Below are 26787 nucleotides of genomic sequence, written 5' to 3' on the forward strand. Positions count from 1 at the left end.
GTGGGACGGCCGGGGAGGCCACCTGTGCGCCGGTGGTGTCCCAGTCCGCCCACTCTCAGGAGTTCGCCGCGGCGTGCAGTCGGCGCATGATGGCCGTCAGCTCGTCGGGTGGGGCGACCGAGAAGGAACGCGTCGCCTCGTCGATGTGCGTCAGGCACGACACGACGCCCTTGTGCCACCAGTACAGCCGCGGCGAGAGCGGTCCCGGATTGTCCTGGTACGCCCCGAGGCCGAAGGCGGCCAGGTCGTTCACCGCGGCGACCACATGCTGGTCCGCCAGCGGGTGGAAGACGAGGTGGTGCCGGCTGGGGACCACGAAGAGTGCGCCGTCCTCCGGGAGTCCGCGCCCGGTCACGGCACGCGCGAGCTCGTCGAGGACCAGCACCTTGCCGGCCACGAACATCGACTCGCCCGTCACGGCGTGCAGCAGCGCGCCGCTTTCGGTGCGCATGGTCTCGTGCTCGACGGGCTCCTCGATCAGGTTCGCGCGACCGGCCGCCCGCAGCGCCTCCAGCCCCACGCGGGCAACGGCCTGGTCGTCGAGGACGCGTACGGCGTCGGGGAGGTCCTGCGCCAGGACCTCGACCAGTCCAGGCGCGATGTGCCGGACGTACCGGAACGAGGACGCGGCCTCCGGCGGGATGGCGTCCTCCGGTACGAGGCGGAGGTAGACGCTCCGGAGTATCTGCTCAGGGGCGTCCGCCGTCGCCTGCGCGGCGCTGTCCAGGGCAGCGAAATGCCGGTCCACCAACCGGGGCCAGTCCCGCGGGTCGGCGCGCCGGCAGAACTCGGCGAGGTTGTGCAGGGCCCGGGTGCCCTGTGCGGCATGGACGGTGGCACCGGTGACGGTGACGGTCGCGCCACGGCCGGAGTGGTACCCGCGCACCAGGTCCCGGAGGTAGTCGGCCTGCCGCGTCGTCAGGGCCGGGAGGTCGGGGTCGTACGCGACGGCTGCCCTCGCTTCCGGCTCCTGGCTGCCTCCCGTGTCGTACTCGCCTACCCAACTGCGCTGAAGCAGGTGCTTGGGCAGATACTCGGACTCCACCTCGACCGGCATGCCGGCGTCGTACGCCATGCACGCGATGGCCAACGGCCCGAGCGCCACCAGTCCGTCGCCGCTGAGCGTCCGTGCTTCGTCGGCGGTCCAGTACTCCCTGTGCCACGTCAGGGCGTCAGCCAGCGCCTTGTTGAACTCCTCGACCTGCCGGCGCTGGTAGCGGTGGAACAGTTCGATGGGCGGATAAAGGATCTTCAGCATCAACTCGCGGCTCGCCACCCGGGCGCTCTCGGGATCGGTTCCGTCCACGGCCGCGACCAGGGTGTCCCACATCTCCGGCCGTCCGAACCAGGCGTTCTGCAGGGTCTCCACCCACGCGTGGACGTACTCGTCGAACTCCGCACCGGACGCCCGGAGGAAGGAGACGGGCACCTGGGCCAGCCGGTGGGCACGGTCGTTCTCGCGGCAGATCACGGCGAGGTAGTACGAGGTGAGCCAGTTCCCCGCATGCAGGTAGTCCTGCGGCCCGGTCGCGGGGAGGTTCCTCACCTGCCCCATGCTCCCGATCCGGCACGGCACGGGCCCCTCGCCCGCCGTACCGGCGGCGAACAGCGCCGAGCCGGTCTGCATGGCCGTGACCCAGGCCTCCCAGGTGGGGAACTCCGCGGCTGCGGGGTCCGTCAGGCACCGCCACCTGGCGGCGGCCAGCGTTTGGTCCAGCGCGTCGAAGCGGTCGAACTCCGAGGTCTCGAGCTCTGCGAGCACGTCCTCGGCGCTCTTGAGGACCGGGGCCATGGCCTCGGCCGCGTCGTCCGTACGGAAATCGTGGCGCGCAATGCGCGTGACCATCTGATCGCACCTCGTACCGGGCCCGTCACGGGAGGTCGGTCAGGTCCGGACCCACTCCGTCAATGATCTCGGGGGCCTTGATCCCACGCCCTTCGGCAACTCCGAAATACGTCGGCTCCACAGGCGCGGCCACGACCTCCAACTCGACGTCCAGACTACGCAGGGCCGCTGACAGTCGCGGGGCGTTGTGCGCGTACACGGTGAGGTGCGGCCTGCCCCGGAAGTCACATGGGCCCCATATGTCGTGGTGGACCGACAGCTCCGCCCAGGAACCGCCGGGGTCGGGAGACACGGTCAGCTCGACAAGGCGAGGTTCGCGACGGCGGTTTCCCTCCGCGTCGAGCCACAGCCCCGGGCCCGTCACAAGAATCGCCGACACCTCTGCCGCCGGGTGGCCGACCGGGCGGCATGCCCGCACCTGTTGCGCGAGCTGCGCGGTGTCATCCAGAGAGCGCCCCATCAGACCGAGGCGGCTGTGAATGCCCAGGCCGCCCCTGCCCACCTCGAACCAGCTCCACTCCAGGTCGGCCGGCTCGAGCAACTCGTACTCCCGCAGCACGGCAGCCATGCGGCCCGCCGTCGCCAGAGCCGGCCGCAGGCCGGGTTCCGTGACGCCGTCAAGGTCCCAGAACCACGAACCGCACTCCCTCGGCGCACGCCTCAGCATCGCTGTTCCCGGGCCATCACCCGGACCATGGCGTTCAGATGACATTGTCGTTCCCGGGCACGCGCGGCAAGTCGGTCTGGGCCCGGTCGTGCCGGCCGGTCGCCAGCAGGTCGAGCGCGTCGGGCAGCTTCGGGAACAACGGCGCGCAGTCGGTGCAGGCGTAAACGTTGAAGCCGGGACCCGAAGCGGAGTGCACCTCGGAGACGACGACCGGAGTCGCGGTAACCCGCTCGCAGCGTACGCACATCCGCACCGGCTTCCGTGCGTCCACCCGCCGAGCACGGGCCTCGGTGCCGGTGGTGGCCGTGCCCGGCGGGACACCTTCCGCCGTGCCGGCCGGGCAGCCCGCGGCGCACACGACCGCCTTGGCACCGTACGGGTCCGGACGCCACGGACCGCGCCGGTTCCCGCACCGGGCGCACTCGGGCACCTGCGGCTCCAGACGCTCCCCCGCCGCGCTCACCAGGCCACCTGCCCAGCGCCGGCCAGATGCGGGTCCAGGTCGATCCCGAAGTCCGCCGCGAGCACCAACGCCAGCCGCCGCTGACGCTGCTCGTCCGCCACGAGATACGGGCGGACCATGGCGCTCTCACGCCCGTTCAACGGCACGTCCAGCCCATACGGCGACCGCGCCGCGGGCAGCGGTACCGGCCGGGGCGGCACGGGAACGGCGGCGCGATCAGCCGCGCGGGCGGCTGGACGAGCACGATGCCGGCCCCCGGCACGCGGCCGGAACACCAGCCTCGCCCACAGGGCGAAAGCGCGGATAAGGTCATGCATGTCGACGCTCCGATTTCAGCGTTGGCCACGCCCCGGGAGGTCTGGCCACCTCGCCGGGGTCTTCCTTTACGAGACTATGCCGAGCTACAGCCCTCTGTATACAAGTACAGAGGGATCCACTCGAATGTGTGCGTATGGCTCTGTCTATGTTGGACAAATGAGCGAGGAGCGAGACCGATCCGGTCCCTTGGACCCGATGAGCGCCAGACCGCTGTATGTCCAGTTGGCCGACATCATCGCCAGGAGGATCGCTTCCGGGGAGCTGGCCCCGGACAGGCCGATCCCCTCGGAGAATCACCTTGCCGACGAGTACGGCGTTGCGCGACTCACTGCGCGCCGAGCCGCGCAGGAGCTCCGGGAGCGAGGCCTGGTGATCACCGTGCGCGGCAAGGGTTCGTTTGTCGTTGAGCGGCCGCGCGCCCAGCAGTCCGAAGACGGCACCCCCGCCGACTGACTCGACCGCCCACGCTTTCGGTCATAGAGGTGCTCCGCCGCCGTCGCGGCGCCATGTGGTCAGCGGTACGCCGTCTTCGTCTCACGTGTCCTCGTCACGGAGTGAGGCTGCCGGGACCGCAAGGCACCGTTGGGGTACCACTCCTTGCATTCGCCCACCGGGTGCCCGTGCCGGGCCACGCCTTCGGACCGCGGGGTCCCGTCCTGGTGCCACTCACGGGACAGTCCGTTCGGGACCCCATCGGTGTACTCGTCCAGGCTGATCAGGTGTCCGTTCTGGTACTCGGCCACTTCGCCGGTGAAAAGCCGGCCACGGTAGAGCAGGCGCTGAGAACCATCCATGTCGACGGCTGGATCATCGATATCGATTCGCGGCACAGAAGCCATCAGCAGTTCCGGTTGTCGTCCGTCCGTTGGGGGCCGCACAGGAAGCGCCGGCGAGCGGGCGCTCGACCGGCACAGACACCCTGGCGCATGCCGCTCAGGTCGGGAACTCGCCCAGCCAGGCACGGTTGAGCAGCTCGCTGGGGAGGTAGTCCGACTCGACCTCGATCGGGAAACCGGCGTCGTGGGCGAGGCAGGCGATGGCGAGCGGGCCCAGCGCCAGATACCCGGCGACGCTGCGTTCCCGCTTTTCAGACGCCGTCCAGTACAGCTTGTGCATCTCCAGGGCTTCGACGAGCGCCTGGTTGAACGCCGCGTGGTCCTTGCGCAGGAAGCACTGGAAGAGGTTGACCGGCTGGTAGAGGATCCGCTCCACCAGCTCCATGTCCGCGACCTCGATGGCGTTGGGGTACGAAGCTTCGATCGCGGCCAGCAGCTTGTCGCCGAGCCCTGGGCGCTCCAGCCAGTACGTCTGGAGGGCGTCGATCCAGAGGTAGACGAACTCTTCGTACTCAGTGCCCGAAGCGCGCAGCACGTCGAGCGGCACCTCGCACAGCGCGGTCATCCGCGCCTGCTCACGGCAGACGATCGCGAGCCAGAACGCGGTGATCCAGTTGCCGGGGTTGGCGTGCAGCCCCGGTCCCAACGCCCGCAGGGTGCGCATCTCATCGGCGATGCGGCACTCGACGGTGCCCTCGGACCGAGTGGCGACGGCGAACATCGCCGAGCCGACCTGCATCGCCGTGACGGTGGCCTCCCAGGTCGGGAGGGCGGACGCGTCGGGATTGACGGCCAGGCGTGCCTGGAGGTGGAGCATCGCGGTGTCCAAGGCTCCGTCGAGCAGTCCGGGCGACTCCTCGAAAGAGCCGATGTCCTCCAGAAGTTCCTCCCCCAGCGACTCCGCGTACTCCTGGTCGTCGGGCCCCGGAGCGCCATGCCGTCCCACGCTCACCGTCATTGCAGCCCTCAGGTCGGGTACTCGCCCAGCCAGCCGTGCTGGAGGAGGTGCTTGGGCAGGTACTCCGACTCCACGTCGATCGGCAGCTTCCCGTCGTACGCCAGGCAGGCGATCGCCAGCGGGCCCAGGGCGATGCTCCCGTCGATGTCGGTCGCCCGGTCCTCGGTCAGCGTCCAGTACGCCTTGTGGAGCTTGAGTGCCTCCACCAGGGCGGGGCTGAAGCCCTCCTCGTCACGGCGGACGAAGTGGTAGAAGAGGTTGATCGGCGGATAGAGCAGGCCCTGCAGCATGTCCCTCGGGGCGATCCGCGCCACCGACGGATCCGACGCCTGGAGCGTGGCGGTGAGTTTCTCCACCAGTCCGGGACGACGCAGCCAGTACGTCTGGAGCGTGTCGACCCAGTGGTAGACGTACTCGTCGTACTGACCTTCCGGAGAACGCAGCCGCTCCAGCGGGATCTCGCACAACTGCGTCATCCGCTCCTGCTCACGACAGACAACTGCCAGCCAGAACGCCGTCAACCAGTTCCGCGCATCGGCGGTCGGCAGCGGTCCGACTGCCGGAAGATTCCGCAACTTCCGGTTGATACGGCACTCGACGGTTCCCTCAAGCGTGCCCGTCACGGCGAACAACGCCGAACCCAACTGCATCGCGTTGACCACGGCGTCCCACGTCTCCGCCTCCGCGGCTCGCGGGTCAACCACGCAGCGAGCGTGAACCAACTGGACAGCGGCGCCGAATCGGGAGTCGATCAGGCCGACCGACTCCTCAATGCTCTCCATTCCTTTGACGACGTGTTCACCGAGGCGTTCCGCGAACCGCTCGGCGTCTGGTCCTCCAGGCATGGCATGCCTGGCAACAACTACGGTCACGGAAGAGTCCCCTTGCTGATGTCGAATCGTCGGTATTGGTAGCCAGTATACGTGCCGGAGTTCTTTTCACCCTTGACGACGACATACTCCAGCTTACCGTCATTGAGCGCCTTTTCGAGGGCCTCAACGACCTCGAATTCGCCTCGCTTTCTCATGTGCTCAATGATGTCGAAGAAGTATTCCCGGCTACCTTGCGAGACCCGCTTACCTCCCGGAAGGGCACGGCTGCCGAGCTCCGTACCGGGACTGCTCTTGGCTTCGATGACGACGACTCGGCCGTCTTCATGCTTCCACACCTGATCGAACTGGTCATTGCCGTTCTTGGGACCCAGGAGAGGTTGCCTGTCAAAGTCCGGGTAACGCTCGGCAATGAAGTGATGCTCAGCAGCCTTCTCTCCGAACGCCTCCGCTGCGTCGCCCATTTCAGTGTGGGACTCCTTGTAGGCCCCCTTGGCCTCACCCCACAGTCCAGCCGATTCAAGGGTTCCCTGAGCGGCGTGAGTCCTTCCGGCCTCCGCCTTCCAGTCGGCGACAAGATTGTCCCACTGGATGGCGAAGTGCCGGTTCTGCGCAGCCTCTTCCAGAATTTTGAGCCTGGTCGGGCTCGTGACTGTGTCCGCCCCCACCCGGATGTAATCCTCGTCCAGGAAGTGAGGCTTCGGGGGCGCCGGAGCGTCCTTGGCCCGGATCCACGGCGCATCCTCCGACAACCTGGTGAGCTGAGGCGGGGTATAGCCGCTTTCGTCGTAACGCTCCAGGCTCTTGCGAGTGCCGTCCTTGCGGTAGTGCCGCTCGAAGTACCCCGGTTCCTCGTTCGCCCTGTAGACCTGAATCTCTTCGATCTGCTGCAGCGTCAGCGAACCGCGCTCACCGTAAGGGTTGCCGTCCTCGCGCATGAAGTCGGGCCGCTCAACCCTGGGCGGCGTCGAGGCACCGTGACCCGCGGGCGTGGTCCCGTCGTCCCCCGCACGGGCCGCGTCGTCCGCGCCGGCGGCCGCATCGTCCAGGGCGCCCGCGCCCGGGGTGTCGGGGAGGCCGGAGCTGGGGATGCCGTTGTCCGCGCCCGTACCGCCCGGGACGCCGTTGTCGGCCGTCGAGCCGCCGGGCGGGACGTCGCGGGAGCCGCCGCCCGTGGAAGGCGTGTCCGTGTGGCCGCCGGTAGGCGGTACGTCGCGGCTGCCGCCCGTGCTCGGCGTGTTGTCCAGGTTGTTGGTGGGCAGGTGGTCGCCCGCGCCACCGCCGGGGAGGTTGTTGCCGGCTTGGGCGGCGGGCATGTTGTCGGCGAGGCCGCCCGGGGTGTCCGGGACGCGTACGGGGGCGTCGTCGCCGACGCGGCCCACGTCGCCCAGGTTGTTGTCCAGGCTGTTGCCGAGGCTGATGGCGGTGTTGTCGCCCGCGTGGACCGCCGCGCCCGCCATGGCCGGGACCTTGGCCGGGGTGTCCACGCGGGGGTTGTCCGCGCCCGTGGTGGGCGTGGCGTCGGGGTCGGTGCCCCGGTCCACCACGTCCTTGGGCGCGTTCTTGACGTCGCTGACGACCTTGCCGTTCTCGTCGAGGATGTTGCCCTTGCCGTCCAGGTACTGCGGCGGGTCGCCGTCCTTGACGGGGAGGGGCGTCGCGTCCGCCGGGACGGCCGGGGTGTCCTTGGGGAGGGCGACCGTGCCCTCCTGGAGCGGCGTCGAGCCCGCGGGGGCCGGGGTGTCGTCGGGGAGCTTGACCACGCCGTCGCCGAGGTCGACCACGCCCGGGGGGATGGGCGTGGATTCGGGGAGGCGGACCGTGTTGGAGGGGACCTCGATGGCGCCCTCGGGCACAGGCGCGCCGTCCGGGAGGTGGACCGTGCCGTCGGGACGCATCAGGGAGCCCTCCGGGAGGACGACCGTGCCCTCGGGGATGGGCGGCAGGTCGATGTTGCCCATGCCCTTGAGGCCGGTCATCACGTCGCCGATCTTCGTGATGCCCGCGCCGGCGCCCTTGAAGAGGTACGTCGTCGGGTCGATCGCCCGGCCGGCCTTGCCCGCGAAGGAGATCGCCCGGGCCGCCGCGCCCGCCTTGCCCGCGCCGGACACCGCGCCACCCGCGCCGCCGGTGAAGACGGTGGTCAGGACGTTGAAGGTGACCGCGCCGGCCGCGCGGGCCGGGTTGGAGCCCCACTGGTCCCAGGCGACCAGCGCCTTGCCGGTCTCCTTCATGGCCGTACGGGAGTCCCGTATCCAGCCGGGGAGGTGCTTGTCGTCGGCCGTCCAGTACACCGCGGCCAGCGGGGTGGCGGAGATGACCAGGCCCGTGGCCAGCAGGCCCAGGCCCTTCCACGCCTGCCCGGCCGCCTCCCAGCCCTGGAAGCCGACCAGGGTGCCCAGGCCCTTGATCGTGCCCCACACGCCGTCGACGATGACGCCCTTGCCGAAGTCGTAGGCGTGCTCCCACACCTGCCACCACGGCGTCGACTCCTCCACCGCGTCGCCCCACGGCAGGCTCTTGGCCTGCTTGAGGGCCTCGGCGTCGTAGCCGTACATGCCCTCGCCGTTGGAGCCGTCGTTGACCTTCAGCGCCTTGCCGCCGACCAGGGCGACGATCTTGGCGTGGGCGGCGCGCTCGGCGGCCTGGAACTGGGTCCAGACCTCGGCGATCTCGTTGCGGCGGTCGTTGTTCTCCTCGACCAGGTCGCCGTCCTCACGCCACTTGTCGTCCTCGGCGATCTTCTGCCGGAAGGTGACGGCGTCCTGGCGCAGCTCGTCCAGCTTCTGCTTCAGGGGGCGGATGTCACTGGCGTACGTCCCCAGCGCGCCCGCGATGGTGCACAGGTCCGAGCTGATGGTGAGGGCCTTGTCCTTCACCGGCTGGGTGGTGGCGAACAGCTGGTCCGCCTCGGGGGCCTTGTAGAAGGCGCTCAGGCCGCCGAAGGAGCTGTGGACGTCGCCGGCGGCGGTGGCGATCTTGCCACCGGCGCCGGACAGCGCCTTCACCTTCTCGTCGAGCAGTTCGAGATTGCCGGTGAAGACGGGCACTTCGGCCGGGTTGACCGGCTGGTTCTCGCTCACTTCTTCCCCCCGAGCTCCTTCAGCAGGTCCAGCCGCACCTGCCGTGCCGCGTCCTGGGCCTCCTTGGCCTGGTCGAGGTCACCCTCGACGTACTCGTTGGTCGCCTTGGCCGCGCCCATGACCGCCGCCTGAATCCGCTGCGCCATGGGGATGAAGTGCGTCGTCTTGCGCCCGTTCATGTACTCGGCCAGCGCCGCGCCCACCGGGCCCGTCGCCTTCTGCGTCAGGGGCGCGCCCGAGGCCGTCGGCCCCTGCAAGGGAATGTTCGCGGCCGAACCGGGCACTGCCGTACCGGCCGCCTGCGCGGCCTGCTGCATGTCCGTGACCAGGGCGTTCAGGGCCTTCTCCAGGTCCCCGGCATGCGTGCCGACGACCTTCAGCTGACCCTGCACCCCCTGGGGCTGGATGTCCCACGCCGTCATGAGAAACGCTCCCCCGGTACCCGCGTCAGCCGATGTTGTCGACCGCGGCCTTCGCGCGCTGCAGTGTCGCTTGCGCGGTCGCGTCGTTCTTCTCCAGCGTCGTCTTCAGCAGCTGGATGATGTTGCGGACCTCCTGCGAGGCCGCGTTCCAGCGCAGCTCCTTGCCGTGGTAGTCGTCCGCCACGCCATCGGCCGCGAAGTCCGTCATCGCGGCCTTCACCTGCGCGTCCCGCGCGGAGATCACCTGTTCCAGCCGCGCGATCACCGCCTGGATGTTCATCTGCGCCTCGGACGAGGCACCCGTGTCGTACGCACGACGGTCGCCACCCGCAGCAGCCATCAGCAATCAACTCCCCGTGTACGGATCGGTGTACGGATCGGTGTACAGATCGGTCTAGCGCCCCGAGAAACGCGCCGCGTCGAAGTTCGCCGACGACATCTGCGTCCGCGCGTTGTCGCCCTGCTCCTGGTCACCGGAGCCGAACGCCGACTCCATGCCCGACTGGCCGCCCAGGATGGCCGCCAGCGAACCGTTCAGCGCCGCCGTGATCTCGTCCGAGCGCGACTTGAACGAGTCGAACGCCACCTTGCCCGAGCCGTGGAACTTGCCCTCCAACGGTGCTGCGGCCTGCACCAGCTGACGGATCAACAGGCCCAGGTCGTTGCTCGAACCCTGCGACTGGGACATCAGGGTGGAAAGGACCTGCGCCCCCATATCGAACTTCATCGGGCTACCCCCGCTGCGATGGACGATCGTATGGATGGATCGAATGTACGACTACATGCCTATCAACTCACGCGTCGCTCCTGCAATCAGCAATCGCACACAGGGGGCTGTCTGTGACGAACACATGACATCACTCGCCCTTCAGGTGCCGCACCAGCCGCTCGAAGTCCTGCCACCCCGACAGGTCGGACGGGTCGCCGGGCAGCGGGTAGTACAGCGCCGGCCGGGATTTCGGGCCGAGTTGGACCGGCGCCTCGGCCAGCGGCGTGTTCCGGGCCCGGTCGGCGGGCATCGCGCGGACCTCCTCCGCGCCGAGCACGAAGGCCAGCGGAACACCCGGCCCCTCGAAACGCGGCGGCACCGCCAGATCACGTCGCGCTTTGCGGAGTTGTACGAGCATCGACCGCAGGTGGTGCCGGGTGGCCAGCACCTCGGCCGCCCTCGGCACGGCGGCCACCGGCGGCTCCTCGTCCGGCCCGTAGCCGAACGCCAGTGTCACCTCCTCCTCCACGCCCGCCTTCGTACGGCTGACGCGTACGGTGGCGAGACCCGGCCGCTCCGGGCTGCCGACCACGACCACCCACGTCGGCTCGGGCGCCCGCTCGTGCGCCACGTCCGTCAGCCGACGCAGCGACCACGGCAGGTTGGCGGGCTCCGCCGTACCCCACCCGGCCGGCGCCGCACCGGTCAGCTCACGCCACACCGCCTCCAGCGCGCCGCCCAGCACCAGCCGGTCGTCCGCCGGGTGCACCGTGCGGAACGTCACCGCCAACTGCCGCTCCCCCGTGTCCTCGACGCCCTCCTGGTACGAGGCGGCCACCCGCGCCCGCAGCTCCTCCTCCGTGGAGTCGGGCCCCGCGACCGGGAAGAACATCCCCTCCTGCCAGGTCAGCACCGCCCCGGACAGCCCGTCGTAGTAGCCGTCCCGCTCGTCCTGCACGACCCACCGCGACGGCCAGCCGGACAACGCGCCCCGTACCGCCGGGGACAGCGTGGTGCCCGCCGGACTGACGATCTGGAGCCCCAGCCCGCCCTCGGCGGCCGCCCGGAACGCGTCCGCCAGCCACGCCGTCATGGCCACCACCGGGCGGTCCTGGATGACGACGGCCACCTTGTCGGTGAGGACGTCCACGGCGGGCCGCTCAGCGGCCTGCGGCGGCGCGACGCCCACCCCGTCCGACGCCACCACGGCCAGCGACCGGGCGGCCTCCGGCGGCCACGCCGAGCCGCCCGTCAGCGACGCCAGCCGGGCCGCGAACGTGCCCGCCAGCCGCTCCGCCTCCGCCACCCCGGTGGTGGCGCGGGCCTCGGTCCACCAGAACGGCACCGGCGGCGGCGTCGCCCCCAGCAGCCGCTCTGCCTCGCCCGCCACCTGCACCAGCAGCGGCGCCTCGACGGAGACGAGCGGCCGGCCCTCCTCGTCGCAGAGCTGTACGACGGCGTCCTCGCCGGCCGTCCTCACCAGCTTGTCGGGGCCGCCGGAGAGCAGGCCGGCGAGCACCACCCACGGGTCGGGCATACGGGTGGTGAGGGCTATGACGTCCTTGGTCATGGGTCCGTCCGGTCCTTCTTCGTCATGATTCGGGTGTGAACACCGTCTGGATCAGGCGGTTCGACTGGCCCCTGCGGATGAGCACACCCCGCCCGGGCGGCTGCTGCGAGGCGTACACGCCCGGGAACAGCTGTCCTTCGCTGCGGTCGCCCGCCATGAGGATCGCCGACGCCCCCGACTCGCGCAGGCCCTGCACCAGCGGCTCGTACATACCGCGTGAGGCGCCCGCGACGCGGCGCGTCAGGACGAAGTGGAGGCCGATGTCGACGGCGGAGGGGATGTACGGCAGGAACGGCGCGAGCGGCGCCTGGCCGGCCGTCGTCAGCACGTCGTAGTCGTCGACGAGGACCACGATCCGCGGGCCGCTGCCCCAGCTGCCCGGCTCGAGGTCCTCCAGTGCGGCGCTCTCGTCGGGCAGCCGCTTCTCCAGCTCGGTGGCGATTCCGGCGGCGAGGCCCCCGCACAGCTTGGCGTTGTACGCGTACCCGCCGAGGAACTCCTCGGGCACGCCGCCCCGCAGCCCCCGCCTCGGGTCCATGACGGCGAAGACCAGCTCGTCCTCCCCGTACCGCTCGATCAGCCCGGCCGCGATGGTCTTCAGCAGGTTCGTCTTGCCGCACTCGCTGTCGCCCATCACCAGCAGGTGCTGGTCATGGGCGAACAGGTCCAGCAGCACGGGCGCGAGCGCCGTCTGGTCCAGGCCGATCGGCACCCGCTTGGGCTCGGCGACCGGGCCGGGCAGCAGGTGCGGCTCCAGGACGTGCGGCAGGACCCGCACCGGCTGGGCGACCTCGCCGCTCCAGGCGGCGCGGACCTGCCGGGCGGTGCGCTCCAGGACGGCGCCCAGCTCGGTGGCGTCGGCGAGGGAGTCCGTACGGGGCAGGGCGGCCTGCGCGAACAGCTTGCCGTCGGTGAGGACGCGGCCCGGCTCGTCGGGCGCGAGGGTCTCGGCGAGCTTGCGGTCGATGCTGGTCTCGGTGGCGTCGTTGAGGCGCAGCTCGACGCGGGTGCCGAAGTACGACTGGGTCGCGATGCGGACGTCGTTCCAGCGGAGCATGCCGGCGACGACGTGGATGCCGTACCCGCCGCCCCGCTTGAGGATGTCGACGACGGCGTCGTCCAGCTCGTCGAAGTCGTCGCGCAGCGCGCCGAAACCGTCGATGACGAGCACGATCTCGGCCGAGGCCAACTCCGGCAGCCGGCCGGCCGCGTGGAGGGTGCGCAGCTGCTCGACGGAGTCGATGGTGTGCTCGCGGAAGAGTTCCTCGCGCAGGGCGAGCATGTTCCGGACCTCTTCGACGGTACGGGCGGCGCGCTCCCGGTCGGCGCGGCTCGCGATGCCGCCGACGTGCGGCAGGCCGGCCAGCGCCTGGAGGCCGCCGCCGACGAGGTCGAGGCCGTAGACGCCGACCTCCTGCGGGGTGTGCGTCAGGGCGAGGGAGAGGACGAGCGTACGGAGCAGGGTGGTCTTGCCGGACTGCGGGCCGCCGATGACGGCGGCGTGGCCGCCCGCCACCGTGAGGTCCAGGAACCACTGGCCCTGCCACTGCTTCGTCGGGTCGTCGAGCAGCCCGAGCGGCACCTGAAGGGGACCCCGGCGGGCGGCGAGCTGCATGCCCCGCGGGCCGGCCTGGAGGGGGCCCGCGACCTGGTCGAGGGCGATGGCGGCGGGCAGCGGCGGGAGCCAGATGCGGCGTACCGGATCGGTGGGGGCGTTCTCCAGTTGCTCGACCATGACGCCCAGCTCGGTCGGCCCGGTCTCGCGGCGCCGTACCGTGCTCTCCTTGGGGCCGGTCTCCTCCGAGGGGCCGAGGGTGTTGTACGCCTCGTACTCCAGGGCGAGCGGACCGGTGTCCTCGTCCTCCGCGCGCCGCACCGGGCCTCGGTAGGCGCCGGATACGTAACTCGCCTTGAACCGCTCGTAGTGGCTGGTGTCGACCTTCAGGTAGCCGAAGCCGGGCAGCGGCGGCAGGTGGAAGGCGTCGGTGGTGTCCAGGACCGTACGGGACTCGTCGGCGGAGAAGGTGCGGAGGCCCAGCCGGTACGACAGGTAGGTGTCCAGGCCCTTGAGCTTGCCGCCCTCGATGCGCTGACTGGACAGCAACAGGTGCACGCCGATGGAGCGGCCGATACGGCCTATGGACAGGAACAGGTCGATGAAGTCCGGTTTGGCGGTGAGGAGTTCACCGAATTCGTCGATGACGACGAACAGGTGCGGCAGCGGCTCCAGGTCGGGCCGCTTCTCGGCGCGCAGCGCCGCGTAGTCGCCGATGTCGGCGACGTTGCCCGCGTCCTTGAGGACCTGCTGGCGGCGCTTGACCTCACCGGCGAGGGAGGCGTGGACTCGCTCGACGAGACCGGCCTGGTTCTCCAGGTTGGTGATGACACCGGCGACGTGCGGCAGGTCCGCGAAGGGGGCGAAGGTCGCGCCGCCCTTGTAGTCGACGAGGACCAGGGCGAGGTCCTCCGGCGGGTGGGTGGCCACCAGCGCCAGGACGAGGGTGCGCAGCAGCTCCGACTTGCCGGAGCCGGTCGCGCCGACGCACAGGCCGTGCGGGCCCATGCCCAGCTCGGAGGACTCCTTCAGGTCCAGCAGCACCGGCTCGCGCGCGTCGCTGATGCCGATCGGTACGCGGAGGAAGGCGCGCTCGCCGCGCGGCGCCCACAGCGTCGCGAGGTCGAGGCGCGCCACGTCGTCGATGCCGAGCAGGTCGGCGAAGTCGACCGGCCCGGACAGCGGCGCGTCGACCAGCGACTCGGCGGACAGCCGCAGCGGCGCCAGCATCCGGGCCAGGCCCTCCGCGAACGGGACGGACACCTCGTCGACCGCGCCGTGCGCGCTGATCGGCTCGTCCTGGCGGAGGTCCTCGATGAGCACCTGGTCGCCGTCGACGGTGATCCGTACGCCGACGTGGCCGGGCTCCTGGACGCGCCGCTCCAGCAGGTGCAGGACGGTCACGCCCATCTCCCGCAGGCCCACCGCGTCGTCGGGGCGCGGCAGCTCGACGGCGTCCTCACCGTGCCCGTCGGTGACCACCAGCAGGCGGGACGACATGGACAGGGCGTCCTTGCCTGACAGGCCGCGGCGCACCTCGGCGGCGTAGGAGGCGCGGCGGCGCAGTTCGGGGCCGAGCTGCCGGGCGAGCTGGGGCGCGGACGGGGCGATACGGCGGGCGGCGACCGGGCCGTCGAACTGCTCGGTGTCCAGCAGGTGCGGCATCCACTTGGCCCACTCCCAGTCGGTGAGCCGCTCGCCGGGCACCGCGAGCGCGATGGCCACGTCGTCGGGGGCGTGCAGGGCGGCGGCCTGCACGAGCAGGGCGCGCGCGACCCGCAGGCAGTCCTCGCGTGGCCCGACGACACTGATGTTGCCGACGCGGTCGAGGGGGACGGTCAGCGGGAGTTCGGTGCCGGTGCGGAAGCGGTCCATCAGCGCCGACGCCTCGTTGAGCATGAACCGGTCGGGCGGGGTGAGGACGGACGAGCCGCCCTGGTCGGCGATCCTCAGATCCCTTACCGGCATCTCGCCGGTGCCCACGCGTACGCGCAGGAAGTCCGCGTCGAGCCGGCGCCGCTCCCACAGCCGGGCGGGGTCGCGGACGATGTCGTACAAGGCGTGCGGCTGCGGGTTGAGCACGTCGGCGCGCTCACGCCGCTCCCGCTCCTCGGCGGACAGCTCCTCGCGCAGATCCTCCAGGTACGCGAGGTACGCCTCGCGCTGGGTACGGCGGGTCCGTTGCGCCTTGCCGCGCTGCGAGAACACCAGCACGAGCGAGCCGATGATGGTGACGACGAGGATCAGCGCGCCCAGCGCGGCGAACTGGCTGTTGCGGACGACCGTCATCATCACGACGGACGACATGACACCGGCGACGGGCAGCAGCGACATCGCGACGTTGCCGGCCTTGCCCTCCGGGAGGTTGGGCGGGGCCTCGATGGTGCGCGCCTCGGATGCGGCCGGGGGCCGGGTGGTCCGGGCGGGGCGGTGTATCAGCCGGGTGCTCATCGGTCTCCCTCCCTCTCAGTGGCGCTTCTGGGAGAGCTGGAAGACGTCGGCGGCGAGGCGGGTGGCGGCCTGCCGGGTGGGGTGGGCGAGCAGCCCGGTACGGATGGGGCCACCGGCGGCCAAGTGCCGGTCGTACGGCAGCACGTGGACGCTCGCCCCGGTGGAGCCGAGCTTCCGCGCGGCCTGGTCGAGGTCGAGCCCGGCGTGCGGTACGAGTTCGGTGAGGACGACGACGGTGCCGGCGATGACGTGGCGGGGCAGGCCCTGCATCCACTGGAGCACCGCGTGGGTGCTGGTGACGCCCTCCAGCGTGGCGGGCGTCGTCAGGACACGGGCCTGGGCGGCGGACAGCGCCACGCGCGCCACCTCGGCGGGCAGGGTCTCGCAGTCGACGACGGTCACGCCGAAGTAGCGGCGCAGCGCCACCATGACGCGCTCGTACGCCTTGGTGTCCAGCATGGCCCCGATCTGGCCCTGGCTGCCGGGCAGGAGCCAGGCGTTGTCGGGGAGCTGGACGAGGTAGCCGGTGACGTCGAGCAGCGACATCTGCGGCTCGACGATCCCGGCGACGTCCCCGGTGGTCCACCGCAGCGTCTCGGCGCCGAGCCTGAGCGGCAGCGACCCGAGCGCCGGGTCGGCCTCCACGAGGAGGACCGGGTCCTGCCGGTAGTGCGCGTACGTGAGCCCCAGCAGCGCGGCGACGGTCGACTTGCCGGCGCCGCCGCGGATCGACGTGACGGCGATCTGCCGCCCGGTCGTCACCGGCTGCTGAAGCGTCTCGGCGGTACGGGTGGTCTCGGCGACCTCCCGCGCGGCGGAGGAGGAGACGGTACGGCGGACGGCCCGCACGGCCCGGGTGGCGAACCCCTCCCCATGCCGCGGCTTCCGCCCGGCGGCGGCGAGCCCCTTGTCGACGACGGGACGCGAATCGGGGGCGGCGGGGTGTTGCGCGTACCCGGCGGGGGCGGGGGCGTTCAGGGCCTGGGCGGGCGGGACGTGCGGGGTCCCGCCGTGCTGGGCACGGGCCTGCCGCTCCTGGGCGGCCTGCGTCAGCCGCGCCTGGGCGTGCGGGTCGTGGGCCTGCTGGGGCGGGAGGTACGCGGCGGGGGCGGGCGGCTGGGGGGCCTGCGCTTGGGCCTGAGGCTGCGACGCGTGCCCAGGATGGGCGTGGGGGTGCGCCGCCGAGACGGCCCCGGCCCGGCGGGACGCGCCGGGGTCACCCTGGCCCGGCGCGCCGTGCCCGGGCGCGCCCTGTCCGGCGGCGACCGGGGCGCCGGGATGAGGGACATCGGCTCGCTGGACCTGCGCGCCGTGCACCGACGAGCCGTGCGCGGAGGCGCTGGGGCCGGGCGGGCCCGGGGCGGCGGGGGCGCCGGGCGCGACCTCGGCCCGCGGGATCTCGGCCCGATGGGCCGGTGGCACCGGCGCTCCCTCCTGGGCCGCCTCGCCCGGCTGGGCCTGCGCTTCGTACGCGGAGGCGCCGGGGCCCTGTCCGGGCGCGCCGTGTCCGGCGGTGACCGGGGCGCCGGGGGGCTGGGTGTGGGCCCCGGGGGCCGTCACCGGGACGGACGCGGGTGCCTGGGGGTACCCCGCCGGGGCGGGCGCGCCCTGCCGGCCGGGGCCGTGCGGCGTCTGCGCCCCGCCCGGAGCAGCGGCCTGCGAGGCCTGGGCCTGCGCACCGGGACCGGGCGCGCCGGAGGCGATCCCCGTACCGGAGGCACCCCCGGGTCCGGGCGCACTGCCCACGCCCGGCGCCGCGGCGGGGGTCCGCGGGGCCCGCGCACCGCCCGGCGCGGACGCGCCCGGGGTGTCCGGGCCCGTACCCGGCGTCGCGGTGGGGGCCTGCGGGGCCGGCGCCCCGCCCCGCGTGGACGTGCCCGGGGTCTCCGGGCCCGCGCCTGCGGCCTGGGCGCCCTCCTCCGGCGTGGCCTGCCGGGGGGCGCCGGCGCGCAGGTCGCGCAGGACGTCGCCCTGCCAGTTGTCTCCGTTCGGCATGTCTGCCCTTCTCCCGCCCTGCCGCAGAACTCAGAACTTGTCGAGCAGCTGTCCGTACACGCCGAACACACCGACCGCCAGCGGGAACAGCCCCACCATGCCGATGGACTCGACCAGGTCGGCCATGCGCCGCAGCCGCACCCGCACGTGCTCCGGCGGCTGGACCGCCAGGGCGGCCAGCGGCAGTACCGCGGCCGCGCACAGCACGGTGAGCGGCCCGGCACCGCCCGCGTGATCCATCCACAACATCAGGAGCCGTACGACGAGGACGGCCGCCGCCACGAACAGCGCCACGACCTCCGCGACCAGTGGGAAGGCCCGCGCCCTGGACAGGAGCACCACGGCGATGACCGACGGCAGGACGACCGTCCAGACGGTCGGCCGGTCCGCCAGGGTGAGCAGCCAGCCGCCGGCGGCCGCCGACAGCGCGGTGACGATCGTCGCGAGGGCGAGTCCCCGGTGCGTGGCCGCGAGGGCGTTGGCCACCTGGTGGCGGCTGACGGAGACGCCGCCCGAGCGGCGGTCGTCGAGCGCGGTGAGGCCGGATGCCATCAGGGCGAGCCGGGGCAGCAGGCCGAGCAGGACCACGGAGAAGACGGCCATGACGGCGCCGAGCCGGGCCGGTTCGTCCTGGACGGCGGCGACGGCCTCCCAGACGAGGGTGATCCCGGCGGTGGCCGCGGCGCCGACGAGCCCGCCCCGGCCGAGCGGTGAGAAGTACCCGAGCGCCGCCAGCGTCACGACCAGCGCGCCCGCCACGGCCGCGAGCCGCACGGCGCCGGACCAGTCGTACGCGTCGGCCGCGTTCCAGGCCGCGAGGACGCCGAGGCTGCCGGAGGCGAGCAACAGCGCGGTCGCGAGGCCCCGGTTGCCCTGCCCGACGCGGGCGACGAGCGCGCCGGCGGCCAGGAGGAGCAGCGTGACGGCGGCGAGCGCACCGGCCAGGGCGCCCGGCGCGAACTCCCGGCGGGCCAGCAGTGCGGCGATCACGGCGAAGGCGATCGTCGCCACGCCCGCCCCGGCCCGGCGGGCGGCGGGGCGCCAGCGCCAGGCCTGGAGGTCGAGGTCGTCGGCCACCTGGTCGGTGACGTCGTGCACCACGGGCGCGGGCGGCGCGGAGTGCGCCCTGACGAGCCGGAGGACGGCGCCGTCGGCGACCTGGGCCGACGCCAGCGTGGCGTCGTGCGGCAGCGCGGAACCGTCGGAGGTGATCAACTGCCGTGTCATCGGCCGGGCCGCGGCCCGGTCGTCCAGCAACTGCAGGATGTCCGGGAGCAGCTGACCGATCGGGGTGTCGGAGGGCAGGACGATGTCGGCCCGGCGTCGCTCTCCGACCAGGGTCACCCGGCTCAGTTGCGCCCGGGTAGTCGTTGCTGTGCTCACCACTTGCGGGAACCTATCAGGCCGGTTCCACCGGTCTCGCTCGTCTGCATTGCCAGCGTTCCCCCATTCCCTTTACGGGAGTTACTGCGAACTCTTCCCGGATTCCGCGGACTTCTCCGGCTTCTCCTGCTTCGCCGGTTGCTCGTACCGCTGTTCCTGCTTCCGCTGCTCGGCCTTCTGCTTGGCCAACGTGTGCTGGAGGAAGGACCACCCGACGCACCCCGCGCACAGGACGGCCGCGATGGCGATGCCCGCGAAGACCTTCCCGAGCCGCTCGTCCGCCGTGCGCCGCGCCCGCTGCGCGCCGAACAGCAACGCGTCCCGCATTCTGCGCCGGCGTACCGCCACCGACTCCAGGAGCTGACTGTCGTAGTCCCGTGCCATGTGTCGTCCGTCCCCCTTGCTTTGCCTCCGCAACATAAGCCATCAGCGAACGGGCAGTACACCCCAGGGCCGCCGGTCCCGGCGGCCCGGCCCGCGGCCTGACCGGTGGCCCGGTCAGTGGTCAGCGTGTTCGCCGTGGTCGGAGGTCTGTGCGGCGCCCCACCGGTGCAGGGCGTCCACCAGGGCGGGGTCGGTGGTGCGGAACCGTACGACGGCGCCGTCGGGGAGATCGGCGTACGAGATCCGGATGCCGGCCGCGCCCGCGGCCAGTTCCTTGAGCCCGGGCATGTCGGTTCCGTGGATGCGGGCGGGGTCGGCGTAGTCGCCCTGGCGGAACCGCCGTGCCTCGTCCGCCAGGTGTTCCCGGATCAGCCTGATCTGCCCGGCGTCCCCACGATCGTCGGTGACGACCTGCTCCACCAGCCCGTCGGCGTCCGGTGTGAACCGATGGGTGGTGCGTTCGAGGTCGAACGGCATGACGGAGGCGCCGTTGCGGGCCACTTGTTCCTGCCGGGACGGCGCCCCCTCCGGAGACGCGCCGCATCCGATGCTCAGCAGCGCCACGAACGGCACGAGCAGACGTACGCCTCTACAGGTCACGGCTTGCTTCCTCCAGCAGGCGCAGTGCTCGGATCACGGCCGGGCGCTGCGCCTTGGGCACCCTGTCGAGGAGCGTGGAGAGCCGGTCGGCACGGCGGCGTGCCACGTCGGCCGCGACCCGGTGGCCCTGTTCGGTCAGTCCGACCAGTTGGACGCGGCCGTCCGCGGGATCGGCGGCCCGGTCGGCCCAGCCGCGCGTGATCAGCTGGTCGACGAGCCGGCTCGTGGTGGATTTGGTGAGGTTCAGCCGTTCGCCCAGCGCCCGCTGCGACATACGTCCGGGGCGCAGCACGGTGACCGCGTGGGCCTCCGCCGTGGACAGCGGGGCACCGCAGGGGGTGCGATCGGCGTCGAGCAGGCCGAAGGTGCGTACGAAGCGTACGAAGGCATCGGAGAACGCTTCCGCCGAAGCGTCGTCGGGGCGACCGGACATGGTTGCAATCTAGAACCATCTAGTCCCGTTCTGCAACCACTTTCGGGCGCGGCCGGGTCCGGCTCACGGTGCTGCCGTGCCCGTGCCCGTGCCCGTGCCCTTGCCGGCGCCCGTGCCGGTGTCGATGAGGATGTGGGTGGCGTCGGTGACGTTGTCGGCCCGGACCGCTCGGGCCATCGCGCTGCGCGCCGCGTCCGCAGTCGCGTGCGGCGGGACGACCAGGAGGGTGAAGTAGTCGCGTTCGCCCCGGGTGATGAGGACGGTGTCGTCGCCGACGGGGAACGCGTCGATGTGCACGACGCGGTCGTCGATGACCAGGCGTACGGGGAGCTCTTCCCACGCGTCGGCGTCCAGGCCGACGCGCGTGACGGGGCCGAGGTGCTCGGTCAGCGCGCTGATCAGGTTGGGCAGCTCGGTGCCGATGTCGCGCGAGCGCGGCCACCACGCGCCGTCGAGGATTCCCTCACGGGATTGGGTGGTCTGGAGCCTCAGCAGCGCCGTACCCGGCTTCACCTCGTGGTGAATGGCGTCCGGGAGGAGCTTGTGCGGCGGCGGGGAGGAGGAGTCCGAGTGCGTCATGGTGGTGCCGCCCGTCTACGGATCCGGCGCTTCGGCCGGTCGGTGATTTCACCGTACTCCGCTTGCCCTCGCCGCAGTGACGTTACGGACGCCGCGGGCCGGGAAGTCGCAGGGGGTGACCGACGGCGGAGCGGCGGCGACGCGCTCAGCCCGACGCACCCGACGCACGGCCCCCCGCGTGAGGAACGACCTGACCATGAGCACCGCGGAACCCATGCCGGCGGCCGGACACGCCGAGGTCCGGATCGTCGCCGCGTCTCCCGAGACGGCGCGGCGCGTCGCGGAGGTCCTCCGGCGCTGCTTCGACGCCACGGAGCAGCGCAGCTACCCCGCCGGGGGTGAGGGTGGGACCAGGCTGCACCTCACCCTGGACACCACCCGCGCGGCCGAACCCGCCCGGTCCTGGCTCTCCTCCAGCAGGTCGTCGGCCGACGCCCCTCCGCAGGAGGACGAGCCATGACGTACCGGATCCGGTGCGGTGGCGCCCGTCGGCGCGCGGGCGGAGGCTGGACAGCGAGAACACGAGACCGACCGTAGGTGAGACCCGCTCAGAGGGCAGAACGCATGATTCAGTCAGCAGACATCCGCGAGTGGCGCAATCACGATGTCGTCGACCCCAAGGGCCACAAGATCGGGGTGCTGGAAGCCATCTACGTGGACACCATCACCGACGAACCGGCCATGGCGACCGTCAAGACGGGGCTGCCCACCCGGCAGCGGCTGGTGTTCGTCCCGCTCGACGGGGCGATCGTCGGACCGGGCTACCTGAAGGTGTCGCACCCCAAGGGTGAGGTCCGCAAGTCCCCGTCCATCGGCACGGACGACGTTCTGCCCGCCGAGAGCGAAGTCGCGATCTTCCAGCACTACGGCATGTCCTACGAGCCCGGCGCCAACGGCGAACGGAAGCTCGCGCGCCGCTGACCGTCCGCCCCGTCATCCAGGAGGTGCTCATCCCATGGCGCTGTTCCTGCTCCTGATCATCGTCGCCATCATCCTCGGGCTCATCGGTGTCGTCGCCGAGGGTCTGATGTACCTGCTGATCATCGGCATCGTCGTGCTGGTCATCGACCTGATCTTCTTCGGCGTCCGCTGGTCCCGGCGCTCCCGCAGCCGCCCGCTGCGGTAGGCGCGTCAGGCCGGCCCGCCCAGCAGCGGGCCGAAGACGTCCCGGCCGAGCGCCTCCGCCCGGTCGTGGCCGGGGATCTCGACGGGCACGTCCGGGTGGTCGTCCGCCCAGCGCCGGGCCGAGGCGGGGCCGGCGAAGAAGTTCAGGGTGCCGCAGCAGACGTCCACCGCCGGGCCGGCGCATGAGCCGGCCCGGGTGAGGACCACCGCCGAGGGCGGCTCCCACACCGCCGTACCGTCCTGGAAGGCGACCGTGACGGTCTGCCCCGTCACCGGGTCGGCCGACCGGATCTCGACGTCCCGCCCGAGCATCGGCGCGATGCCGAGGGCGTCGACCGCGCACATGGCCCACACCTCGGGGCCGCCCTCGATCCGGACGCGGTGCGCGGTGGGAACGGGCGAGAAGGGGTACGCCGCCCGGATCCGGCCCCGGGCGTCGACGCTCAGGTGGTCGGCGGCCGACAGGGCCGCGAGCACCCGGTCCACCGGAACCGCGTACGGCTCGGCCGCCGCCGCCAGCTCCTGTTCCGTGGGCGCCCGGCCGTGCGTGGCGAAAGCACGCAGCACCGCCTGCTGCACCGCCCGCTGCCCGCCGTCCACCGGCGCCAGCCGCCCCCGGCCGCCCCGCCCCACCAGCCCGGCGGCTCCCGCCCCGGCCCCCGACCCCGCCTCCGCGAGGGCGGCACGCAGCCGCTCCACGGACGGCGCACCCGCGCCCACCCGGCACGACAGGCTCGCCGTCTCCCCGTCCCGTACGAAGGGGTCGGCGCCGTTCACCAGCAGGGTCGGCGAGCCGTGCATGCCGAGCCGTACCGCCTCGGCCTCGTCCCGCACCTCCCGCCACTCCACGCGTACGTCGTCGCGCCCGGCGAGGGCTTCGGCGAGCCGCTCCCGCAGCACGCCGGCCGTCGGGCACCCCGGCACCATCAGCACAGTCAGTCGCATGTCGTCCATGTCGTCCATGACGGCGACGCTAGACCTTCCAGTGCGGTGGAAGGTCAAGGCGTACGGTGGAGGCATGCGTATCGGAGCCCTCGCCACCACGGCCGGGATCAGCACCAAGGCGGTCCGGTTCTACGAGCAGGCCGGGCTGCTGCCCGAACCGCCCCGCACCTCCTCCGGCTACCGCGACTACCCGCCCCGGGCGGCCGACCGGCTGGCCTTCATCCGCAACGCCCAGGCCGCCGGGCTCACCCTCGCCGAGATCCGCGAGGTCCTCGCCATCCGCGACAGCGGCGAGGCCCCGTGCCGCCACGTCGGCGCGCTCGTCGCCCGGCACCTCCAGCAGGTCGAGGAGCGGATCGCCGAACTGACCCGAACCCGCACCGCGCTCCTCGACCTGAAAGACAAGGCCGACGCCACCGACCCGGCCACCTGCCCGGAGGGGCCCATCTGCCGGATCCTCGGCACCGGCTGACGCGGCGACGGCCGTCACCGGCGGCCACACCGGCGCTGTTCGACGCCGGGACGACGGGTGAGCACGGACCGGGCGTGGGCACGGTGCACTGCGAGCTGGCCGGCTGTGCCCTCCGCGTCACCGGCTTCCTGTGGCTTGCGGTCGCGGGGTCGGTGTGGACGGTGACCGGCGCGGTCCTGCTGGTCGGTTTCGCCGCCGCGCTGTTCTCGCCCGCCGTCGAGTCGGAGATCGCGCGGGAGGCGGTACGCCACGAGACGGCGACCGGTACTCCGCGCACCCGCCTGCTCGCCCGCTTCTCGGCGGGCGGCCGGGCGGGCGCACTGATCGGCCCGGTACTGGGCGTCCTGCTGCTGTACGGGGGGGTCGGCGCGGCCTGTGTGGCGGGGGGGCGGTCTTCGCCCTCGTCCTGGCGGGGCACTGGCGGCTGATGCCCCGCCGGAAGCCGACGGACGTGGCCGGCCCGCCCACCCCTCCGCCCCCCGTACGGGAACTGCTCCGCCACCGCCGCTTCCTCGCCCTCGCCTTCGCGTACTCCTCCTGTCTGCTGGCCTACAACCAGCTGTATCTGGCGCTGCCCGCCGAGCTGGAGCGGGCGACGGGGTCGCAGGCCGCGCTCGGCTGGCTGTTCGCGCTGTCGTCGGTGCTCGTGGTGGCGGGGCAGCTCCCGCTGGAACGCTGGGCGGCGGCCCGGCTGTCGTGGGGCGCCTCGGTCCGCATCGGGCTGCTGCTGATCGCCGCCTCGTTCGCGGCTGCCGGGGCGCTGCTGCCCGTGGGCGGGCTGTGGCCGTCGCTGGTCTTCGTGGTGCTGCTGACGACCGGCCAGATGCTGGTGGTGCCCGCCACCCGCGCGTGGCTGCCGGACCTGGTGGACGAGCGCCGGCTCGGGTTCTGCACGGGCGCGCTGTCGTCCCTGTCGGGTGTGGTGGTGCCGGCGGGCGGCGCCCCGGCCGGGGCCCTGGTGGAGGCGGCCGGCGCCTGGCCGTGGGCGGCACTGGCGGCCGCACCGCTGGCGGGGCTGGCCCTGGTCCCCCGCCGGCCGGGTGGTGGGGTGGCGGTCAGTCCCCCAGCTGCCCGGGCGCGCTGCCCGGGTGGGGCCGACCGAGCACGGTGATCGCCCCGGCGGGGCAGAGCCCGGCGGCCTCGCGGGCCGCGTCGGTGACCGGCCCCGGCGGCGGCTGGGCGTCCAGCAGCACGACGCGGCCGTCCTCGGCGTCCTGGTCGAACGCCTCCGGGGCGGTCAGGGCGCACATGCCGGAGCCGGCGCAGAGGTCACGGTCGACGCGCAGTTCCGGCATCGGTCACCCCTCCTGGTCCCAGGTGACGGGCAGCCGGTGCACGCCGTGGATGCTCATGCCGGTCCGCAGCGGCACCTCCTCGGGCGGCACGGCCAGCCGCAGCGTCGGGAAGCGGGTGAACAGCGCCGGGAACGCCACCCGCATTTCGACGCGGGCCAGTTGCTGGCCCAGGCACTGGTGGATGCCGTGACCGAAGGCGAGGTGCCCGGTGGCCTTGCGGTGCAGGTCCAGGGTGTCGGGGTCGGCGAACCGGGCGGGATCGCGGTTCGCGGCCTGGATCGAGACGGTGACCGTCTCCCCGGCCTTGACCAGCTGCCCGTTCAGCTCGATGTCCTCCAGCGCCGTCCGCGCCCCGGTGTGGGCGATGCTCAGGTAGCGCAGCAGCTCCTCCACGGCCTGGTCGGCGAGCTCCGGTTCGGCGCGCAGGGCGGCGGCCTGGTCCGGGTTGCTCAGCAGGGCGAAGGTGCCGAGGCCGATCATGTTGGCGGTGGTGTCGAGCCCGGCGGCGAGGAGGAAGCTGCCGACGCCGGCGAGTTCCTCGTCGGTGAGGTCGGTGCCGGTCAGGTCGCTGAGCAGGTCGTCCGTCGGGTGCTTCCGCTTGGCGAGGGCCAGTTCGTGGACGAACTCGCCGAGCCCGGTCATGGCGGCGACCTGCTCGTCCAGGGACGCGTCCGGGTCGCTGATCGCGGCGGCGCGCCGTGTGAAGGCCTCGCGGTCGGCCTCGGGTACGCCGAGCAGTTCGCAGATCATCAGCGCGGGGACGGGGTGCGCGTACGCCTCCACCAGGTCCACGGCCGGTCCGTGGCGCTCCATGGCGTCCAGGTGCTCGTCGGTGATCTGCTCGACGCGCGCGGTCAGCTCACGCATGCGGCGTACGGTGAACTTCCCGGCGAGCAGGCGTCGGTAGCGGGTGTGCTCGGGCGCGTCCATACCCGTCATGTCGCCGACCGTTGCCGGGGGCAACGCGCCCTCGGGGCCGCCCGGGAGGGGGTAGTGCATCAGCTCCTGCCGTGAGCTGAAGCGGGGGTCGGCCGCGATCGCGCGAACCGTGGCGTGGCCGGTGGCCAGCCAGCCGACGTGGCCGTCGGGGTAGCGCATCCGGGTCAGCGGCTGCCGTTCGCGCAGCCGGGCGAGGCCGGTGGGCGGGTCGAAGGGGCAGCCTTCGGGGCGGTCGGTCGGTAACCGGGTGGGTTCCTGGTGCATGGCGATGTGTGTCCCGTCCTGGTGGCACTGGTCGAGGTGCTAGCTGGTGGAGCGTGTGCGGCTGGCCCACGGCCACCCAGTGCCATAGTGGCGCCACTATGGCGTCATCGCAAGACCCTATGGCACATCTGTGGCGCATGATGGCGTCATTCCGCCACCGTTCGGCGCTACAAGCAGGCCCGAACCGTGCCTTGCGGCGGGGTGGCGGCGTTGACGGGGTAGCGCAACCCACTGGAAAACCGGCCCGGAAACCGACCCGGAAAGAAGCTCATGACCAGGACCCGCCGCGTCACCGCCCGTATCGTCGCCACCACCGCCGCCACCGCGACCCTCGCCCTCGGCGGCGCCGCCACCGCCCAGGCAGCCGCCGCCGACCCTCTGAGCGGCGTCACCGGCGGTCTGCCCGGCGGTCTGCCGGGCGGCCTGCCCGGCGGCCTGCCCGGTGGTCTCACCGAAAACCTGGGCGGCGGCCTCCTCGACAGCGCGTCCGGCCCGCTCGGCAGCGTGACCGCCCCGCTCAACAGCGCCGGCGCACTCGGCCTCTCGGGTGCCACCCAGTTCGCGCAGGGCCTGCTGAGCACGCTCACCGCCGTGCGCTGACGGCGACACCAAGAGCGGCACCAAGAGCGCGGGGCCGCGACCGGAACACTCCCGGTCGCGGCCCC

Annotated in this window: 26 protein-coding genes and 2 pseudogenes; 7 read left to right on the plus strand and 21 right to left on the minus strand. The window is 72.3% G+C overall.

Annotated features, from left to right (window positions below; translation table 11 throughout):
• Positions 1-55: 55 nt before the first annotated feature.
• From BKD26_RS41320 to BKD26_RS15635, 4 genes are all read right to left on the minus strand, one after another.
• Positions 56-1846, minus strand: a complete 1791-nt coding sequence (locus BKD26_RS41320; RefSeq protein ID WP_179166553.1) for an immunity 49 family protein — start codon at positions 1844-1846, stop codon at positions 56-58.
• 25 nt (positions 1847-1871) lie between these two features.
• Positions 1872-2414: a hypothetical protein gene (locus BKD26_RS15625; RefSeq protein WP_347104896.1), complete on the minus strand. Its 543-nt coding sequence runs from the start codon at positions 2412-2414 to the stop codon at positions 1872-1874.
• Between the two features lie 133 nt (positions 2415-2547).
• Positions 2548-2976, minus strand: coding sequence for a hypothetical protein (locus tag BKD26_RS15630; RefSeq protein ID WP_084898424.1), 429 nt, complete (start codon positions 2974-2976; stop codon positions 2548-2550).
• Complete coding sequence (locus tag BKD26_RS15635; protein ID WP_084898425.1) at positions 2973-3293, minus strand: hypothetical protein; 321 nt, start codon at positions 3291-3293, stop codon at positions 2973-2975. Before BKD26_RS15635 ends, BKD26_RS15630 begins: the two co-directional genes overlap by 4 nt.
• 157 nt (positions 3294-3450) lie before the next feature.
• Here BKD26_RS15635 and BKD26_RS15640 point away from each other — a divergent pair, with 157 nt between their 5' ends.
• On the plus strand, positions 3451-3747 hold the full coding sequence (locus tag BKD26_RS15640; protein ID WP_084898426.1) for a GntR family transcriptional regulator: 297 nt from the start codon (positions 3451-3453) through the stop codon (positions 3745-3747).
• A 480-nt stretch (positions 3748-4227) separates the two neighbouring features.
• On the opposite strand, the gene BKD26_RS15650 is transcribed toward BKD26_RS15640, so the two are convergent.
• The 14 genes and pseudogenes from BKD26_RS15650 to BKD26_RS15715 form a co-directional block, all read right to left on the minus strand.
• Positions 4228-5076 carry an immunity 49 family protein gene (locus BKD26_RS15650; protein WP_241518669.1) on the minus strand — a complete coding sequence of 283 codons (849 nt, stop codon included), beginning with the start codon at positions 5074-5076 and terminating at the stop codon, positions 4228-4230.
• Positions 5077-5096: 20 nt separating this feature from the next.
• Positions 5097-5960, minus strand: coding sequence for an immunity 49 family protein (locus BKD26_RS15655; RefSeq protein ID WP_084898428.1), 864 nt, complete (start codon positions 5958-5960; stop codon positions 5097-5099).
• Complete coding sequence (locus tag BKD26_RS15660; protein ID WP_084898429.1) at positions 5957-9001, minus strand: hypothetical protein; 3045 nt, start codon at positions 8999-9001, stop codon at positions 5957-5959. The genes BKD26_RS15655 and BKD26_RS15660 overlap by 4 nt, the downstream gene beginning before the upstream one ends.
• On the minus strand, positions 8998-9423 hold the full coding sequence (locus BKD26_RS15665; protein WP_084898430.1) for a DUF6507 family protein: 426 nt from the start codon (positions 9421-9423) through the stop codon (positions 8998-9000). Before BKD26_RS15665 ends, BKD26_RS15660 begins: the two co-directional genes overlap by 4 nt.
• A gap of 25 nt (positions 9424-9448) precedes the next feature.
• Positions 9449-9763: a pore-forming ESAT-6 family protein gene (locus BKD26_RS15670; RefSeq protein ID WP_084898431.1), complete on the minus strand. Its 315-nt coding sequence runs from the start codon at positions 9761-9763 to the stop codon at positions 9449-9451.
• A gap of 54 nt (positions 9764-9817) precedes the next feature.
• A complete protein-coding gene (locus BKD26_RS15675; protein ID WP_084898432.1) occupies positions 9818-10150 on the minus strand; it encodes a hypothetical protein in 333 nt (110 codons plus the stop codon).
• A 130-nt stretch (positions 10151-10280) separates the two neighbouring features.
• The gene (locus tag BKD26_RS15680; RefSeq protein WP_084898433.1) at positions 10281-11702 is read right to left on the minus strand and encodes a DUF6177 family protein; all 1422 of its coding nucleotides are present in this window, start codon (positions 11700-11702) and stop codon (positions 10281-10283) included.
• Positions 11703-11724: 22 nt separating this feature from the next.
• A complete protein-coding gene (eccCa, locus tag BKD26_RS15685; RefSeq protein WP_084898434.1) occupies positions 11725-15708 on the minus strand; it encodes a type VII secretion protein EccCa in 3984 nt (1327 codons plus the stop codon).
• Positions 15709-15723: 15 nt separating this feature from the next.
• Positions 15724-16641: pseudogene (locus tag BKD26_RS42265) on the minus strand (MinD/ParA family protein); the annotation flags it as partial.
• Positions 16642-17733: 1092 nt separating this feature from the next.
• Complete coding sequence (eccD, locus tag BKD26_RS15695; RefSeq protein ID WP_084898435.1) at positions 17734-19089, minus strand: type VII secretion integral membrane protein EccD; 1356 nt, start codon at positions 19087-19089, stop codon at positions 17734-17736.
• A 78-nt stretch (positions 19090-19167) separates the two neighbouring features.
• Positions 19168-19470 carry a hypothetical protein gene (locus BKD26_RS15700; protein WP_084898436.1) on the minus strand — a complete coding sequence of 101 codons (303 nt, stop codon included), beginning with the start codon at positions 19468-19470 and terminating at the stop codon, positions 19168-19170.
• Between the two features lie 114 nt (positions 19471-19584).
• Entirely contained in the window at positions 19585-20070 is a 486-nt protein-coding gene (locus BKD26_RS15705) for an aspartate carbamoyltransferase (protein ID WP_143662657.1), read from the minus strand.
• Positions 20060-20503, minus strand: a complete 444-nt coding sequence (locus tag BKD26_RS15710; protein WP_084898438.1) for a MarR family transcriptional regulator — start codon at positions 20501-20503, stop codon at positions 20060-20062. The genes BKD26_RS15705 and BKD26_RS15710 overlap by 11 nt, the downstream gene beginning before the upstream one ends.
• Before the next feature lie 63 nt (positions 20504-20566).
• Positions 20567-21082, minus strand: coding sequence for a DUF5994 family protein (locus BKD26_RS15715; RefSeq protein ID WP_084898439.1), 516 nt, complete (start codon positions 21080-21082; stop codon positions 20567-20569).
• Between the two features lie 196 nt (positions 21083-21278).
• Here BKD26_RS15715 and BKD26_RS15720 point away from each other — a divergent pair, with 196 nt between their 5' ends.
• From BKD26_RS15720 to BKD26_RS40265, 3 genes are all read left to right on the plus strand, one after another.
• Positions 21279-21542, plus strand: a complete 264-nt coding sequence (locus BKD26_RS15720) for a hypothetical protein (protein WP_084898440.1) — start codon at positions 21279-21281, stop codon at positions 21540-21542.
• Between the two features lie 104 nt (positions 21543-21646).
• Positions 21647-22003: a PRC-barrel domain-containing protein gene (locus BKD26_RS15725; RefSeq protein ID WP_073756707.1), complete on the plus strand. Its 357-nt coding sequence runs from the start codon at positions 21647-21649 to the stop codon at positions 22001-22003.
• Positions 22004-22037: 34 nt separating this feature from the next.
• Entirely contained in the window at positions 22038-22208 is a 171-nt protein-coding gene (locus tag BKD26_RS40265) for a hypothetical protein (protein WP_179166554.1), read from the plus strand.
• Positions 22209-22213: 5 nt separating this feature from the next.
• On the opposite strand, the gene merB is transcribed toward BKD26_RS40265, so the two are convergent.
• The gene (gene merB / locus BKD26_RS15730; RefSeq protein WP_241518670.1) at positions 22214-23170 is read right to left on the minus strand and encodes an organomercurial lyase; all 957 of its coding nucleotides are present in this window, start codon (positions 23168-23170) and stop codon (positions 22214-22216) included.
• A gap of 55 nt (positions 23171-23225) precedes the next feature.
• Between merB and BKD26_RS15735 the strand changes: the two genes are divergently transcribed.
• Together BKD26_RS15735 and BKD26_RS15740 are read left to right on the plus strand one after the other, a co-directional pair.
• On the plus strand, positions 23226-23624 hold the full coding sequence (locus BKD26_RS15735) for a heavy metal-responsive transcriptional regulator (RefSeq protein ID WP_084898519.1): 399 nt from the start codon (positions 23226-23228) through the stop codon (positions 23622-23624).
• A gap of 95 nt (positions 23625-23719) precedes the next feature.
• A pseudogene (locus BKD26_RS15740) lies at positions 23720-24735 on the plus strand (MFS transporter); the annotation flags it as partial.
• Here the strand turns inward: BKD26_RS15740 and BKD26_RS15745 are convergent.
• Positions 24680-24919: a ferredoxin gene (locus BKD26_RS15745; protein WP_084898441.1), complete on the minus strand. Its 240-nt coding sequence runs from the start codon at positions 24917-24919 to the stop codon at positions 24680-24682. The pseudogene BKD26_RS15740 and the gene BKD26_RS15745 overlap by 56 nt on opposite strands.
• A gap of 3 nt (positions 24920-24922) precedes the next feature.
• Positions 24923-26122 carry a cytochrome P450 gene (locus BKD26_RS15750; protein ID WP_084898442.1) on the minus strand — a complete coding sequence of 400 codons (1200 nt, stop codon included), beginning with the start codon at positions 26120-26122 and terminating at the stop codon, positions 24923-24925.
• Positions 26123-26392: 270 nt separating this feature from the next.
• Here BKD26_RS15750 and BKD26_RS15755 point away from each other — a divergent pair, with 270 nt between their 5' ends.
• Positions 26393-26722 (plus strand): hypothetical protein, encoded by a 330-nt coding sequence (locus BKD26_RS15755; RefSeq protein ID WP_084898443.1) that lies wholly within the window; start codon positions 26393-26395, stop codon positions 26720-26722.
• Positions 26723-26787: the final 65 nt, after the last annotated feature.

Origin of the sequence: Streptomyces sp. CB03238 (assembly GCF_002099185.1) — a bacterium.
Classification (GTDB): Bacteria; Actinomycetota; Actinomycetes; order Streptomycetales; family Streptomycetaceae; genus Streptomyces.

Bases quoted from the DNA above. Each gene is read 5' to 3' on its own strand.
- BKD26_RS15625 (WP_347104896.1), bottom strand. From the start codon at position 2,414: ATGGCTGCCGTGCTGCGGGAGTACGAGTTGCTCGAGCCGGCCGACCTG.
- BKD26_RS15715 (WP_084898439.1), bottom strand. From the start codon at position 21,082: ATGACGCACTCGGACTCCTCCTCCCCGCCGCCGCACAAGCTCCTCCCG.
- BKD26_RS15720 (WP_084898440.1), top strand. From the start codon at position 21,279: ATGAGCACCGCGGAACCCATGCCGGCGGCCGGACACGCCGAGGTCCGG.
- BKD26_RS40265 (WP_179166554.1), top strand. From the start codon at position 22,038: ATGGCGCTGTTCCTGCTCCTGATCATCGTCGCCATCATCCTCGGGCTC.
- BKD26_RS15745 (WP_084898441.1), bottom strand. From the start codon at position 24,919: ATGCCGGAACTGCGCGTCGACCGTGACCTCTGCGCCGGCTCCGGCATG.
- BKD26_RS15640 (WP_084898426.1), top strand. From the start codon at position 3,451: ATGAGCGAGGAGCGAGACCGATCCGGTCCCTTGGACCCGATGAGCGCC.
- BKD26_RS15665 (WP_084898430.1), bottom strand. From the start codon at position 9,423: ATGACGGCGTGGGACATCCAGCCCCAGGGGGTGCAGGGTCAGCTGAAG.
- BKD26_RS15710 (WP_084898438.1), bottom strand. From the start codon at position 20,503: ATGTCCGGTCGCCCCGACGACGCTTCGGCGGAAGCGTTCTCCGATGCC.
- BKD26_RS15750 (WP_084898442.1), bottom strand. From the start codon at position 26,122: ATGCACCAGGAACCCACCCGGTTACCGACCGACCGCCCCGAAGGCTGC.
- BKD26_RS15635 (WP_084898425.1), bottom strand. From the start codon at position 3,293: ATGCATGACCTTATCCGCGCTTTCGCCCTGTGGGCGAGGCTGGTGTTC.
- BKD26_RS15680 (WP_084898433.1), bottom strand. From the start codon at position 11,702: ATGACCAAGGACGTCATAGCCCTCACCACCCGTATGCCCGACCCGTGG.
- BKD26_RS15700 (WP_084898436.1), bottom strand. From the start codon at position 19,470: ATGGCACGGGACTACGACAGTCAGCTCCTGGAGTCGGTGGCGGTACGC.
- eccCa (WP_084898434.1), bottom strand. From the start codon at position 15,708: ATGAGCACCCGGCTGATACACCGCCCCGCCCGGACCACCCGGCCCCCG.
- BKD26_RS15670 (WP_084898431.1), bottom strand. From the start codon at position 9,763: ATGGCTGCTGCGGGTGGCGACCGTCGTGCGTACGACACGGGTGCCTCG.
- BKD26_RS15675 (WP_084898432.1), bottom strand. From the start codon at position 10,150: ATGAAGTTCGATATGGGGGCGCAGGTCCTTTCCACCCTGATGTCCCAG.
- BKD26_RS15755 (WP_084898443.1), top strand. From the start codon at position 26,393: ATGACCAGGACCCGCCGCGTCACCGCCCGTATCGTCGCCACCACCGCC.
- BKD26_RS15725 (WP_073756707.1), top strand. From the start codon at position 21,647: ATGATTCAGTCAGCAGACATCCGCGAGTGGCGCAATCACGATGTCGTC.
- BKD26_RS15735 (WP_084898519.1), top strand. From the start codon at position 23,226: ATGCGTATCGGAGCCCTCGCCACCACGGCCGGGATCAGCACCAAGGCG.
- merB (WP_241518670.1), bottom strand. From the start codon at position 23,170: ATGGACGACATGGACGACATGCGACTGACTGTGCTGATGGTGCCGGGG.
- BKD26_RS41320 (WP_179166553.1), bottom strand. From the start codon at position 1,846: ATGGTCACGCGCATTGCGCGCCACGATTTCCGTACGGACGACGCGGCC.